The sequence below is a fragment of the Methylobacterium platani genome (assembly GCF_001653715.1).
Taxonomy (GTDB): Bacteria; Pseudomonadota; Alphaproteobacteria; order Rhizobiales; family Beijerinckiaceae; genus Methylobacterium; species Methylobacterium platani.
Window position 1 is genome coordinate 24,788 of the sequence record NZ_LWHQ01000067.1, and the last position, 14,227, is coordinate 39,014.

Genomic DNA, 14,227 nt, shown 5'->3' on the forward strand with positions numbered 1-14,227 from the left:
CCGTCCGTCACAGCGAAGAACCGGACACGACGCCGGCAACACCGGGAGGGAGCCGATGCTGGACGAGCCGCGGACACCTGAGGGGCACGCCACCCCCGACGTCACGCCGAAGGCGCAAGGCGATGCGCCCCGCACCATCCGCCTGCACGCGACCGACAACGTCGCGATCGTGGTCAACGCCTTCGGGCTGCCGGCCGGCACGGCCTTCCCCGACGGCCTGGTGCTGCGGGACTTCGTGCCGCAGGGCCACAAGGTGGCGCTGCACGACATCCCCGAGGGCGGGGAGATCCGCCGCTACGGCGAGGTGATCGGCACCGCGCTCCAGGCGCTGCCGCGCGGGTCCTGGGTCGAGGAATCGCGGGTGCGCACGCCGCTCGCGCCCGCCCTCGACCGGCTGCCGCTGGCCACCCGCGTGCCGGCACCTCTGCCGCCGCTCGAGGGCTACACCTTCGAGGGCTATCGCAATCCGGACGGCTCGGTCGGCACCCGCAACATCCTGGCGATCTCGACCAGCGTGCAATGCGTCGCCGGCACCCTCGAGGTGGCGATCCGGCGCATCAAGCGGGAGCTGCTGCCGCGCTTCCCCAACGTCGACGACGTGATCGGGCTGACCCACGCCTATGGCTGCGGCGTTGCCATCAACGCGCCGCAGGCGGTGATCCCGATCCGGACCCTCCAGAGCCTGGCCCGGAACCCGAATTTCGGCGGCGAGGTGATGGTGGTCGGCCTTGGCTGCGAGAAGCTCGTCTCCGAGCGGCTGCTGCCGGACGGGCAAGCCGACGGCGTGGTGCGGCTCCAGGACGAGGCGCACCAGGGTTTCGGGATGATGCTCGACAGCATCATGGCGATGGCGGAAGCCCGCCTCGCGATCCTGAACAGGCGCACCCGCGAGACCTGCCCGGCCGCCGACCTCGTGGTCGGCCTGCAATGCGGCGGCAGCGACGCCTTCTCGGGCGTCACCGCCAATCCGGCCCTGGGCTTTGCCGCCGATCTCCTGGTGCGGGCCGGCGCCACGGTGATGTTCTCGGAGGTGACCGAGGTGCGCGACGCGATCCACCTCCTCACCCCCCGGGCCGAGACCGAGGAGGTCGCGCAGGCGCTGATCCGCGAGATGGCCTGGTACGACGACTACCTCGCGCAGGGCGGGGCCGACCGCAGCGCCAACCCGTCGCCGGGCAACAAGAAGGGCGGGCTCAACAACATCGTCGAGAAGGCGCTCGGCTCGGTGGCGAAATCCGGCACCAGCGCGATCCGCGGCGTGCTCGCGCCGGGCGAGCGGGTGCGCCAGAAGGGCCTGATCTTCGCAGCGACGCCTGCGAGCGACTTCGTCTGCGGCACGCTGCAGCTCGCCTCCGGCATCACCCTCCAGGTCTTCTCCACCGGCCGCGGCACGCCCTATGGCCTCGCCGAGGCGCCGGTGATCAAGGTCGCGACCCGCACCGAGCTCTCCCGGCGCTGGTCCGACCTGATCGACCTCGACGCCGGCAAGATCGCCACCGGCGAGGCGACGATCGAGGAGACCGGCTGGGAGCTGTTCCGCCTGATCCTCGACGTGGCGAGCGGCCGGAAGAAGCCGTGGTCGGACCATTGGGGGCTGTACAACGATTTGACGCTGTTCAACCCGGCGCCGATTACGTGAACCTGCTCACCACGTCGAACTCACCCCTTTCCCGGACGACGGAAGCGTCAGCGGACGGAGATCCGGGAAAGGGTGGCGCCATTCAGTATAGGGAGCGACCGACGTCGACCCGCCCCCCGCCCGCGCCTCACCGCTCATGCCCCGCCGTCGAGGTCGTCTCCCGTACCGGCGAGAGCAGGTAGTCGATCACCCGCCGCCGCCCGGTGCGGATCTCCACCGTCGCGGTCATGCCGGGGGTCAGCGCCACGTCCTTGCCGTCGGCCTTGATGAAGGTCTGCGACAGGGCCACCGTCACCGGGAAGATCAGGTTCTGGGTCTTCGCCATCCCGGTCACCGGGTTCACGCCCTGGCTGCGCGCCACCGACACGGCGTCGCTGCCACCGCCCGCCTCGCGGTCGTCGACCGCGTCGCGCGAGACCCGCAGGACTTTGCCCTCGATCGAGCCGTAGCGGGTGAACGGGAAGGCGTCGATCTTCACCACCGCCTCCTGCCCGGGCAGGACGAAGCCGATATCCTTGTTCTGGACCTGGGCCTCGACCTCGATCGGCCCGTCGGTCGGCACCACCACCATCAGGGGCTGGCCGGCGGTGACCACCTGGCCGAGGGTCGTCACGGCGAGCTGCTGCACCGTGCCGGAGATCGGCGCCTTGAGCACGGTGCGCTCGCGCTTGAGCTGCGCCTTCACCACGTCCTGCACCAGGGCGTCGCGCTTCTGCGCCGCTTCCGTCAGCGCCTGGTACTGGCGTGCTACCGTCTCGCTGGCAAGCTGGGCGATGCGCCGCTGGAGCGAGGTGGCTGCCGCCTTGGCCTCGGTCAGCTGCCCGCGGTCGTAGGCGAGGTCGGCCGCGACCTGCTCGACCTGCTGCACCGCGTCGATCACCGCCGCGCGAGTGCCGGCGGCCTTCGCCACCAGGGTCTCGCGCATGTCGGCGCGCTCCTTCAGCACCGCCTGGAGGCGCATCCGCGCCGCGATGCTGGCGGTGAAGCGCTCCTGGGTCGCGGCCTTCTCGGCGAGCTGGGCCTCGAACGCCTCGCGGGTGGTGAGGTACTGGCCGATCTCGGCCAGCATCGCCCCCTCCTCCCGCGCCCGCACCGCCGGCGGCACCCCGGCCGGGAAATCGACCTTCGCGGTCGGCTGGTTCGTCTCTACCGCCTCGATCGTCGCGCGTCGCCGGGCGATCTGGGCCTCGAGCGCGGCAAGGTCGCCCTGGCGCGAGGACAGGTCGGCCTCGGCCTCGGTCGGCTCGAGCGTCAGCAGCACGTCGCCGGCCTGGACCCGGCTGCCGTTCTCGACCGACACCGTCTGCACCTTGCCGGTGTCGAAGGGCTGCACGACCTTCGAGCGGCCGGAGGGCTGGATGCGGGCGGTCGCCACCGCGTGGATATCGATCTGCGCGAAGATGCTCCAGACGAGAGCCGCGCCGAACATCAGGCACATCACCCAGGTGAACACCACCGCGTAGGGCGAGGGCGGGGTGTCGAGGATTTCGAGATGCGCCGGCAGGAATTCCTGGTCGGAGCGGTCGTCGGCGAGGCGCCGCACCCGCTCGGTGAGCCCGCGCGGGCTGAACCGGGCCGGCGGCGGGGGCGCGCGGCGCGGGGCCGGCAGGTTGGCGGCGGGTTGCGGGTTCGCGCTCACGCGGCCTCTCCCTGGGTGGTGCCGTGGTCGGATTGCAGGCGCCAGAGGCGGCCGTAGAGCGAGGCCGGCCGCTCGACGAGTTCGCGGTGGGTGCCGTCCTCGACGATGCGCCCCTCCTGCACGGCGATGATGCGGTCGCAGATCCGCACCGCCGCGAGGCGATGGGCGATGATGATGACGGTGCGGCCGCGCACGATGTGCTTCATGTTCTCCTGGATGATCCGCTCGCTCTCGTAGTCGAGGGCCGAGGTCGCCTCGTCCAGGATCAGGATGCGCGGGTTGGTGGCCAGCGCCCGCGCGATGGCCAGCCGCTGGCGCTGCCCGCCCGAGAGGTTGGCGCCGCGCTCCTCGATCGGCGTGTCGTAGCCGAGCGGCAGGCGGTTGATGAACTCGTCGGCGCCGGCGAGGCGGGCCACCTGCATCACCTGGGCCCGCGACAGGCCCGGATTGGCGAGCGCGATGTTCTCGAACACCGTCTTGTTGAACAGGAGGTTCTCCTGCAGCACGACGCCGATCTGGCGCCGCAACCAGGCCGGATCGACCTGGGCGATGTCGACGCCGTCGACCAGCACCTGGCCCTTCTCAGGGGTGTAGAGGCGCTGCAAGAGCTTGGTGAAGGTCGATTTGCCCGAGCCCGACGGGCCGACGATGCCGATGACCTGGCCGGCCGGGATGTCGAGGCTGACATCCTTGAGCACCTCCGGCGTGCCGGGCTGGTAGCGGAACGACACGCCCCGCACCGTGACCTGGCCCTTGGCCGGCGGCAGGTGGGCCTGCGCCAGCGCCCGGGTCTCGGGGGGGCAGTTGAGCACGTCGCCGAGGCGCTCGAGCGACACCTTGACCTGCTGGAAGTCCTGCCAGAGCTGGCTGAGACGCAGGATCGGGGCCGTCACCTGCCCCATGATCATGTTGAAGGCGATCAGGCTGCCGACGGTCAATTCGCCGTTCATCACCGCGTACGCGCCGAAGAACAGCACCAGCGCGGTCGTGACCTTGGAGATGTACTGGATCGCGTTCTGGCCGATGCTGGCGACGAGGCCGGCGACGAACGAAGTCTTGACGTAGGCGGCGAGCCGCTCCTCCCACTGGCTCTTCAGGGTCGGCTCGACCGCGAGCGCCTTGACGGTATGGATGCCGACGACCGACTCGATCAGGAACTGGCTCGACAGCGCCGAGCGGTTGAAGCGCTCCAGCGTCTTGTCGCGCAGGATCGGCCGCAGCAGCACCGCCACCAGGATGTAGCACGGGATCGACAGGGTGACGATCAGGGCGAGCAGCGGCGAGTAGAAGTACAGGATGGCGAGGAAGATCAGCGTGAACGGCACGTCGATCGCCGAGGTGAGCGCCTGTCCGGTGAGGAAGTTGCGCACCGTCTCGAGCTCGCGCACCCGGGCGACGGTCTGGCCGGCGGGCCTGGTCTCGAAATAGCCGAGCGGCAGGCGCATCAGGTGGTCGAACAGGCGCGCGCCGAGCTCGACGTCGATGCGGCTCGCGGTATGGGTGAGGATGTAGCCGCGCAAGTATTGCAGCACGACGTGGAACAGGCCGAGCACCACGAGGCCGACGGCGACCAGCGTCAGGGTCGAGTAGCCGCGATGGACCAGGACCTTGTCGATGGTGATCTGGAAGAAGATCGGCGTGATGAGGGCGCAGAGCTGGATGAACAGCGAGGCGACGAGCACGGTGGCGAGGGGCTTGCGGTAGCGCCAGACCGAGGGGACGAACCAGGTCAGGCCGAACTTGTGCAAAGCGGTCTGGAGGTTGGCGCGACGCGCGACGAGCACGATGGTGCCGGTCCAGCGGGGCAGGAAGGCCTCGGCCTCGACGTGCTCGGCCGTGCGGGCGACCGGATCGATGATCCGGAGCTTGCCGTCCTCGAAGCGACGGCCGAGGACGACGAAGCGCCCGTCATCGACCTCGAGGATCGCCGGGAGCGGGATGCCGTCGAGGCGGCCGGGCTTCTGGTCCTGCAGCAGGCGGCCCTTGAGGCCGAGCCGGCGGGCGCCGCGCACGATGTCGACGGCGCTCATCACGGTCTGGCCGAGGCCGAGGTCGTGGCGGACCTGCGCCGGCTCGCATGGAATCTGGTGGAACGATGCGACGAGGGCGAGCGCGCCGAGGCCCGAATCCGGCCGTGCCGCCGGCAGCTCCGCGGGGCCGGGACCCGATTGGCCGGGGCCGGCCTGTGCGGCCGCGTCTTGCACCATGTCGTCGAGCTCCCCACACGCTGCGGCGCGGCCTGGCCGACGCCGAATCATGCCGCGTTCCGTTTCCCGGATCGCAACGTACACGAGAAATCGGTCGTCCGTGACCCGCCTGCGGCCGCCCCGGGGCGACGAGGACGCGCACGGCTTGCCGGGCCGCGAATGTTTCGCGCCGGCCGCTCGCGGAAACCTCATGGCTCGCGCGCGTGATGGTTTCGTGACATGCCGTCGGCGGCGCCCGCCCCGCCGCCGACGGCGCGGGCCACTGCTTTCCCTAGCGGAAATCCCACGTTGCGCCAATCCTACTTCGGTGAGCCCGCGACGAGGCGGCGGCGCGCGGCCGGCCCCGACCGTCGGCTCCGTGTTTCCGTCGCTTGTCCGCGCGCGAGGCCCGCCCGCGGCGGCAACGGGAACCGCAGAGGTTGTGCCCCGGGCGACGCGCCGTATCCTGCGTCGCCGGCCGGCCCGCTTCGTGCATGGCGGCGCGGCGGATCGTTCGCCAGGAGAGCCCGTGCCGAGATGCCGTCGCCCGGAGGAGGAAGTCGCCGCCGCCCTCGGGAGGATGCCGGCCGCATGAACGTCGTCATCCTGGGCGGCGCCGGCTTCGTCGGGCTGAACCTCGCCCGCACCCTCCTCGCCCGCGGCCGGGGCGTGCGGCTCCTCGACCGGGCGCCGCCCCCGCCGCCGCTCCTGCGGGCGCTCGGCGGCGCGCCGGACGCCCTCGACCTCGACCTCGGCGACGTGACCGATCCGGCCTACCTCGGCGCCGCGATCCGGCCCGGCACCGACGCGGTGGTGATCGCGTCGGCGATCACCGCGGACGCCGCCCGGGAGGCGGCGGATCCGGGTGCGATCCTGGCGGTCAACCTCGCGTCCATGGTGCCGATCCTGGAGGCCTGCCGCCGGGCCGGGGTGCGCCGGGTGGTCAACCTGTCCTCGGCCGCCGCCTACGGGGCGGCGGACGCATCGGCCCTGTCCGAGGATCTGGCGACGCGGCCGGAGAGCCTCTACGCCGTCACCAAGTTCGCCTCGGAGGCCGTGCTGGCGCGGCTCTGCGGCCCCTGGGGGCTCGACGGGGTGAGCGTGCGCCTGAGCGCGGTGTTCGGCCCGTTCGAGCGCGCCACCGGCCTGCGCGACACCTTGAGCCCGCAGGCGCAGATCTGGGCGGCGCTGGAGGCCGGCACCCCGGCCCTGCTGCCGCGGCCCGGCCGTCGCGACTGGCTCTACGCCCCCGATGCCGGCGAGGCTGTGGCCCGGCTCATCGAGGCGCCGCGCCTGCGCTACCCCCTCTACAACGTGTCGAGCCCCGCCATCTGGCCGGTCCTCGCCTGGGGCGAGCGGCTGGCGCGGGCCGCGCCCGGCTCCGTCTGCCGCTTGGCCGAGCCGGGCGAGACCCCGACGATCGCGCTGCACGGCGACCGCGACCGGCCGCCGCTCTCCACCGCGCGCCTGCGCGACGAACTCGGCTGGGAGGCACGGCACGGCTGCGAGGCCTCCGCCGATGCGTTCCTGGCTTGGCAAGGCCAGCTGCGGCAAGCCCCGTTGCGGAAGGACCCACGATGACGTTCGACGGCAAGGTCGTGGTGGTGACCGGCGGCGGCTCCGGCATCGGCGCGGCGACGGCGCGGCTCCTCGCCGAAGCCGGCGCCCGGGTGGCGGTGATCGACCGGGACGGCCCGGCGGCGCAGGCGGTGGCGGCGCAGATCGGCGGACTCGCCCGGGTCTCGGAGGTCGGCGCGCCGGACGCGGTCGCGGCCGACGCGGCCGCGATCGTCGAGGCCTATGGCGGCATCGACGTGCTGGTGACCGCGGCGGGCTTCTCCGTCGGCGGCACCGTCGAGACCACGGCGCCCGCGGACTGGGACGCGGTGTTCCGCGCCCATGTCGGCGGGACCTGGCTGTGGGCGGGCGCGGCGGTGCCGCTGATGCGGGCGCGGGGCGGCGGCGCGATCGTCACGGTCGCCTCGCAGCTGGCGCTCGCCGGGGGTCGCAACAACAGCGCCTACATCGCCGCCAAGGGCGCGGTGCTCAGCCTCACCCGCACCATGGCGCTCGATTTCGCCGGCGACGGCATCCGGGTCAACGCCGTGGTGCCGGGCGCGATCGAGACGCCGCTCCTTGCCCGCAGCTTCCGGCGCGCCGCCGATCCGCAGGCCGCCCGCGCGACGTCCGAATCCCGCCACGCGATGAAGCGCCTCGGGCAGCCGGAGGAAGTCGCCCGCGCCATCCTCTACCTCGCGAGCGACGCCGCCTCCTTCACCACCGGCGCCGCCCTGCCGGTCGAGGGCGGCTGGCTCTCGGCCTGAAGGATCAGCATGTCCCTCGACGCCCTCCTCGTCCGTGTCCGGGACGAGATCGCCCGCACCGCCCATCCCCGCGCGCCCTGGCTCACGCCGCGCACCGGGCCCGACGGCGAGCCCGCCCACGACGTCATCGTGATCGGGGCCGGGCAATCCGGCCTCGCCATCGCCTTCGGGCTGCTGCGGGCGCAGGTCACCAACGTCCTGGTGCTCGACCGGGCGCCGGAAGGGCGCGAAGGGCCCTGGCTCACCTATGCCCGCATGCGCACCCTGCGCAGCCCCAAGGACTTCACCGGGCCCGATCTCGGCCTGCCGGCGCTCACCTACCAATCCTGGCACGAGGCCCGGTACGGGCAAGCGAGCTGGGAGGCGCTCGACCTCATCGCCCGCGAGGACTGGGCCGCCTACCTCGCCTTCGTCAGGATGGCGACGGGCGTGCCGGTCGAGAACGGCGTGACGGTGACCGGGATCGCACCGGCGGGCGGTCTCCTCGCGGTGGCGGACGCGACGGGCCGGGTGCGCCACGCCCGCAAGGTGGTGCTCGCCACCGGCCAGGAGGGCGCCGGGCGCTGGGCGGTTCCCGAGGTGCTGGCCGGCCTGCCGGCGGAGCGCATCGCCCGCACCGACGACGCGATCGATTTCGCGGGGCTCGAAGGACAGCGCGTCGCGGTGATCGGCGCCGGCGCCTCGGCCTTCGACAACGCCGCGGCGGCGCTCGAAGCCGGCGCCGCCGAGGTCGTCCTGCTGTGCCGGCGCGCGGAGGCGCAGGTGGTGCAGCCCTATCGCTGGCTCACCTTCGCGGGCTTCCTGCGCCATCTCGGCGATCTCGACGATGCCTGGCGCTGGCGCTTCATGAGCGCCGTGATGGGCCTGCGCGAGGGCTTCCCGCAGGCGACCTGGGATCGCTGCGCCCGGCACCCGACCTTCCGCTTCCGCCCCGGCGCGCCCGTCACCGCGGCGCGGATGGAGGACGGCGCGGTCGTCCTCGACACGCCGCAGGGGGCGATCACCGCCGATCTCGTCATCGCCGCGACCGGAATCGCCGTCGATTACGCCGCGCGGCCCGAATTGTTAGCGTTTGCCCACAACATCGCCACCTGGGGCGACCGCTACGCCCCACCGCCCGCGGAGCGCGACGACCGCCTCGCCGCCTACCCGTATCTCGGCGACGACTACGCCTTCACGGAGCGCGAGCCCGGCGTGACGCCGTGGATCCGCGACATCCACCTGTTCGGCATCGCCGCGACGGTGAGCCACGGCCCCTCCGGCGCGTCGATCAACGCCATGACCACCGCGGTGCCCCGCCTCGTCTCGGGCCTCACCCGCGGGCTGTTCACCGCCGACCTCGACCGGCACTGGGCCGACTTCCGGGCCTACGACGTGAAGCAGGCGGTGCTGCGCTGAAACGTCCCGCGTTAGCTCTTGCCCCGGAGCGATCCCTGGTCTCGAATGGCCGCCGCTGGAACGGCCCTTGCTAGAAGGCCGACCGGATCAGGGATGCAGGGAAGGAACCGGCGTGACGAAGACCAGCATGCGGACGGGCGGCCTCGCGGCGGCGTTCCTCGCCGCCCTCGTCGTGGCGGGGCCGGCCAGGGCCCAGAGCCGGGCCGAGACCCTGCGCTACGTCACGGGAGCGGCCGTCAACACCCTCGACCCGACGATGCCGGGCACGACCCGCGAGGCCTTCGCGATCAGCCTCAGCACTTACGACCGTCTCGTCACGTTCGGCCGCAAGAAGCTCGGCGATACTTGGGTGTTCGACCTCGATGCGGTCCGCGGCGAGTTGGCCGAGCGCTACGAGGTCAGCCCCGACGGCCTGACCCTCACCTTCTTCCTGCGCAAGGACGCGAAGTTCCAGGACGGCACCCCGGTCACGGCGGACGACGTGAAGTGGTCGCTCGACCGCGCCGTCTCGGCGAAGTCGCTCGCCGGGCCGCAGCTCCTCACCGGCTCGCTGACCAGCCCCGACCAGTTCACGGTCGTCGATCCCCATACCTTCAAGGTCACGCTGCCGAAGCCCGACCGGCTGGCTCTCCCGAACCTCGCCACCGTCTACGCCATCGTCATCAACTCCAAGGTCGCCAAGTCGCACGCGACGGCCGAGGACCCGTGGGCGCAAGGCTGGCTCAAGGACCACGCGGTCGGCAGCGGCGCCTACGGCGTCGACGTGTTCAAGCCCGGCGAGCAGGTGGTGCTGAAGCGCAACGCCGACTGGACGGGTGCGGCGCCCGACAAGCCGGCCGGCTTCAAGCGCATCATCGCCCAGACGATCCCCGATCCGGCGACCCGCGCCAACCTCGTCGAGAAGGGCGACGCCGACATCGTCATCGACCTCCAGGCCAACGACGTGCTCGCGCTGAAGGAACGGGCCAAGCTCAAGGTGATCGCCACGCCGCAATTCAACGCCGCGACGCTGATCTCCTTCAACACGAAGATGCCGCCCTTCGACAAGGTCGAGGTGCGCCAGGCGCTCGCCTACGCCCTGCCCTACGACGCGATGTTCAAGGCCGCCCTGTTCGGCCGCGGCAAGCCGCTCTTCGGCGCGACCTGGGGCGAGGGCGATCCCGCCCCGGTCTTCCCCGTCGCGCAGCCGGTGACGCTCGATCTGGCCAAGGCCAAGGCGCTGCTCGCCAAGGCCGGGCTGCCGGACGGGTTCTCGACCACCTTCAGCTTCAATGTCGGCCAGGCCGCCACCGCCGAGCCGATGGCGGCGCTGATCCGCGAATCGCTGGAGAAGATCGGCGTCAAGGTCGAGATCCAGAAGCTGCCCGACGCGCAGATGTCGACGCAGGTGAGCGAGAAGAAGCTGCCGTTCTTCACCGAGGGCATCGTCGCCTGGCTGCCGTCGCCGGATTACTTCTATCGCAACTTCTACACCGGCAACCAGCGCTGGAACTACAGCTCTATCGACGATCCCGAGATCAACGAGCTCGCCGCCAAGGCCCGGTTCGAGCGCGATCCCGCGAAGTACGACGACGACGCCCGGGCCCTGAACCGGCGCAACTTCGCCCTGATGCCGCAGATCCCGATCTGGCAGCCGAACCAGGACGCCGTGATGGCGCAATCGGTCGAGGGCTACACCTACCAGTTCCACCGCCAGGTCGATTACCGCGACCTGTCGAGGAAGTAGGATGGCCTCCGCCTCCGGCATCGCCCGGCGCACCGGGCGGCGCTTCCTGTCCTCGCTGCCGGCGCTGCTCGGCGTCCTGGTCTTCACCTTCCTGCTGATGCGGGTGCTGCCCGGCGACCCGGCGGTGTTCTTCGCCTCCGGGCCCAATGCCGGCAAGGCGGAGATCGAGGAGATCCGCCGCCAGATGGGCCTCGACAAGCCGGTGCCCGAGCAGCTGGTGCGCTACCTCGGCGACGTGGCGCAGGGCCAGCTCGGCCGCTCGATGACGACCGGCCAGCCGGTGCTGACGGATCTGCGCCAGCGCCTGCCGGCCTCCCTCGAACTGACGTTCACCGCGCTCGTCATCGCGCTCCTGCTGGCGATTCCGCTCGGGATCGCGGCGGCCTTGCGGCCGGGATCGGTGGTCGATCACGCGGTGCGCTTCCTGTGCGCGCTCGGGGTCTGCGTGCCGACCTTCGTGTCGGGGCTGCTGCTGATCTACGTGTTCTACTACCTGCTGGGCATCGCCCCCGATCCCACCGGCCGGGTCGACGTCTTCGCCGCGAGCCCGCCGGACATCACCGGCTTCCTGCTGATCGACTTCCCGCTCGTCGGCGACTGGGAGGGCTTTCGCGCCGCGGCCGGCCAGCTGGTGCTGCCGGCGCTCACCATGGCGTTGTTCGTGCTCGCGCCGCTCGCCCGCATCACCCGGGCGGCGATGCTGAGCGTGCTCGGCAGCGACTTCATCCGCACCGCCCGCTCGCTCGGCCTGCCGCGCCGGCGGGTGATCGTGACTTACGGCTTACGCAACGCGATCCTGCCGGTGCTCACCATCGCGGGCATCGTGTTCTCCACCATGCTCGGGGCCAACGTTCTGGTGGAGAAGGTGTTTTCCTGGCCGGGCGTCGCCTCCTACGCGCTCGATGCGCTGCTCGCCTCGGATTACGCCCCGGTCCAGGGCTTCGTGCTGCTGATGGCGAGCCTGTTCGTCGTCGTGAACCTCACGGTCGACGTGCTCTACGGCCTCGCCGACCCGCGCGTCTCGATCGAGTGATCCGATGAACGCCGTCTCTCCCACCCTCGCCCCGCCGCCCAGCACCCTGCGCCACGCGGCTTACGTCCTGCGCGAGAATCCGCTGACCGCGGTCGCGGCGGCGGGTGCGACCCTGCTCTGCCTCGTCGCCGTCTTCAGCCCCTGGCTGACACCCTACGACCCGGTCGCCTCCGACGTCTCGGTGGCGCTCCAGCCGCCGAGCGCCGCGCACTGGGCCGGCACCGACCAGCTCGGCCGCGACGTGCTCAGCCGCATCGTCGCGGCGACGCGGCTCGACCTCGCCATCGCGCTCTCGGCGGTGAGTCTGTCCTTCGCGCTCGGCGCGGTGATCGGGGGGGTGAGCGGCTACGCGGGCGGGCGGCTCGACCGGGTGGTCGGGCGCCTCGTCGACGTGCTGATGGCCTTCCCGCTCTTCGTCCTGGCGATGGCGCTCGTGGCGGCACTGGGCAACCGGGTCGAGAACATCGTCATCGCCACCGCCATCATCAACCTGCCGTTCTACATCCGCTTCGCCCGGGCCGAGGTGAACGTGCGGCGCGACGCCGGCTACGTCGAGGCGGCGCGGGCCGGGGGCGAGGGCCACCTCGCGGTGGTGCTGCGCTTCCTCCTGCCGAACGTGCTCCCCGCCATGGCGGTGCAGATCTCGCTCAATCTCGGCTGGGCGATCCTCAACGCGGCCGGCCTCTCCTTCATCGGGCTCGGCGTGCGCCCGCCGACGCCGGAATGGGGCATCCTGGTCGCGGAAGGCGCCCGCTTCATCACCACCGGCAAGTGGTGGCTCGTCGCCTTCCCGGGCCTTGCCCTGATGCTGGCCGTGCTGTGCTTCAACCTGCTCGGCGACGGCCTGCGCGACATCCTCGATCCCCGGATGCGGACCTGATGCAGCCCCCCCTTCTCTCGATCGAGGATTTGAAGGTCACCTTCGCGACGCGGCGCGGCCCGGTCGAGGCCCTGCGCGGCGTTTCCCTCTCGGTCGCGCCCGGCGAGAGCCTCGGCCTCGTCGGCGAATCCGGGTCGGGCAAGTCCGTCACCGCCTTCGCGGCGGCGCGCCTCCTCGATCGCGCCGGGCGGATCGCCGGCGGGAGCGTGCGGTTCCGCGGCCAGGACGTGACCCGGCTCTCGGCGGCAGATCTCCGGGCGGCGCACGGCCAGGCGATCGGCATGATCTTCCAGAACCCGCGGGCGGCGCTGAACCCGATCCGCCCGATCGGCCGGCAGCTCGCCGACGTGCTGATGGCCGGCGGCCTGTCGAAGCGCCAGGCGCGCGAGCGGGCGCTGGAGAGCCTGGAGGCGGTGCGCATCCGCGACGCGGGCAAGCGCCTCGACGCCTATCCGCACGAACTCTCGGGCGGGATGTGCCAGCGGGTGATGATCGCGCTGGCGCTCGCCTGCCGCCCGGCGCTCCTGATCGCCGACGAGCCGACCACCGGCCTCGACGTGACGACCCAGAAGACCGTGATGGACCTCGTCGCCCGGCTCACCGCCGAGCGCGGCATGGCGATGATCCTGATCACCCACGATCTCGGTTTGGCCGCCCAGTATTGCGGCCGCATCGCCGTGATGGAGCAAGGCCGCCTCGTCGAGGAGGGCGAGCCGGGCGCCCTGTTCGCCTCGCCCCGCCACCCCTACACGAAGCGCCTCGTCGCCGCCTCGCCGACCCCGACCTCGACGCTCGCCGACCTCGTGCCGGAGGGGACCCGCCCACCGGCCCTGAAGCGGCCGGCGCCTGCCCCCGGCACCCCGCCGCTCCTCGAAGTGCAGGGCCTCGGAAAGATCTTTGGTGGCGCCATGGCGGTGGAGGACGTGTCCTTCTCGCTCCGCGAGGGCGAGAGCCTCGGCCTCGTCGGCGAATCGGGATCGGGCAAGAGCACCACGTCGCGGATGATCTGCCGGCTCCTCGATGCCAGCGCCGGCCGCATCCTGTTCGACGGCGAATCGATCGGCACGATTCCGGCCCGCGATTTCCACCGCTCGCCCCACCGGCAGGCAATCCAGATCGTGTTCCAGGACCCGACCGACAGCCTCAACCCGCGCTTCTCCGCCTTCGACTGCATCGCCCATCCGGTGAAGCGCCTGACGCCGCTGCGGGGCGAGGCGTTGCGCCTGCGGGTGATCGAGAGCGCCGAGCGGGCGGGCCTGCCCGCCGCCCTCCTCGACCGGTTCCCGCACCAGCTCTCCGGCGGCCAGAAGGCCCGCATCGGCATCGCCCGGGCGATCGCCGTGCGCCCAAGGCTCCTCGTCCTCGACGAGCCGACGGCGGCCCTCGACGTCTCGGTCCAGGC

General features: G+C 71.9%; 10 protein-coding genes. 8 read left to right on the plus strand and 2 right to left on the minus strand.

The genetic code is table 11. The features are described from left to right. Positions 1 to 55: 55 nt before the first annotated feature. On the plus strand, positions 56 to 1,639 hold the full coding sequence (garD, locus tag A5481_RS27405; RefSeq protein WP_048432151.1) for a galactarate dehydratase: 1,584 nt from the start codon (positions 56 to 58) through the stop codon (positions 1,637 to 1,639). Between the two features lie 127 nt (positions 1,640 to 1,766). Here garD and A5481_RS27410 read toward each other — a convergent pair whose 3' ends face one another. Together A5481_RS27410 and A5481_RS27415 are read right to left on the minus strand one after the other, a co-directional pair. Then, positions 1,767 to 3,278: an HlyD family type I secretion periplasmic adaptor subunit gene (locus tag A5481_RS27410; protein ID WP_048432150.1), complete on the minus strand. Its 1,512-nt coding sequence runs from the start codon at positions 3,276 to 3,278 to the stop codon at positions 1,767 to 1,769. Beyond that, positions 3,275 to 5,485: a type I secretion system permease/ATPase gene (locus A5481_RS27415; protein WP_082172934.1), complete on the minus strand. Its 2,211-nt coding sequence runs from the start codon at positions 5,483 to 5,485 to the stop codon at positions 3,275 to 3,277. The genes A5481_RS27410 and A5481_RS27415 overlap by 4 nt, the downstream gene beginning before the upstream one ends. Positions 5,486 to 6,055: 570 nt before the next feature. On the opposite strand from A5481_RS27415, the gene A5481_RS27420 reads away from it, so the two are divergent. The 7 genes from A5481_RS27420 to A5481_RS27450 form a co-directional block, all read left to right on the plus strand. Further along, a complete protein-coding gene (locus A5481_RS27420; RefSeq protein ID WP_048432149.1) occupies positions 6,056 to 7,045 on the plus strand; it encodes an NAD-dependent epimerase/dehydratase family protein in 990 nt (329 codons plus the stop codon). Beyond that, complete coding sequence (locus tag A5481_RS27425; RefSeq protein ID WP_048432148.1) at positions 7,042 to 7,788, plus strand: SDR family oxidoreductase; 747 nt, start codon at positions 7,042 to 7,044, stop codon at positions 7,786 to 7,788. The genes A5481_RS27420 and A5481_RS27425 overlap by 4 nt, the downstream gene beginning before the upstream one ends. Before the next feature lie 3 nt (positions 7,789 to 7,791). Further along, the gene (locus A5481_RS27430; RefSeq protein WP_048432147.1) at positions 7,792 to 9,186 is read left to right on the plus strand and encodes an NAD(P)-binding domain-containing protein; all 1,395 of its coding nucleotides are present in this window, start codon (positions 7,792 to 7,794) and stop codon (positions 9,184 to 9,186) included. A 127-nt stretch (positions 9,187 to 9,313) separates the two neighbouring features. Beyond that, positions 9,314 to 10,912: an ABC transporter substrate-binding protein gene (locus tag A5481_RS27435; RefSeq protein ID WP_048432146.1), complete on the plus strand. Its 1,599-nt coding sequence runs from the start codon at positions 9,314 to 9,316 to the stop codon at positions 10,910 to 10,912. A 1-nt stretch (position 10,913) separates the two neighbouring features. Continuing rightward, on the plus strand, positions 10,914 to 11,945 hold the full coding sequence (locus A5481_RS27440; RefSeq protein ID WP_048432145.1) for an ABC transporter permease: 1,032 nt from the start codon (positions 10,914 to 10,916) through the stop codon (positions 11,943 to 11,945). Positions 11,946 to 11,949: 4 nt separating this feature from the next. Beyond that, on the plus strand, positions 11,950 to 12,825 hold the full coding sequence (locus tag A5481_RS27445; RefSeq protein WP_048432144.1) for an ABC transporter permease: 876 nt from the start codon (positions 11,950 to 11,952) through the stop codon (positions 12,823 to 12,825). Next, positions 12,825 to 14,227, plus strand: a 1,403-nt coding sequence (locus tag A5481_RS27450; RefSeq protein ID WP_064504429.1) for an ATP-binding cassette domain-containing protein, incomplete at its 3' end; no start/stop codon positions are given. The genes A5481_RS27445 and A5481_RS27450, both read left to right, overlap by 1 nt.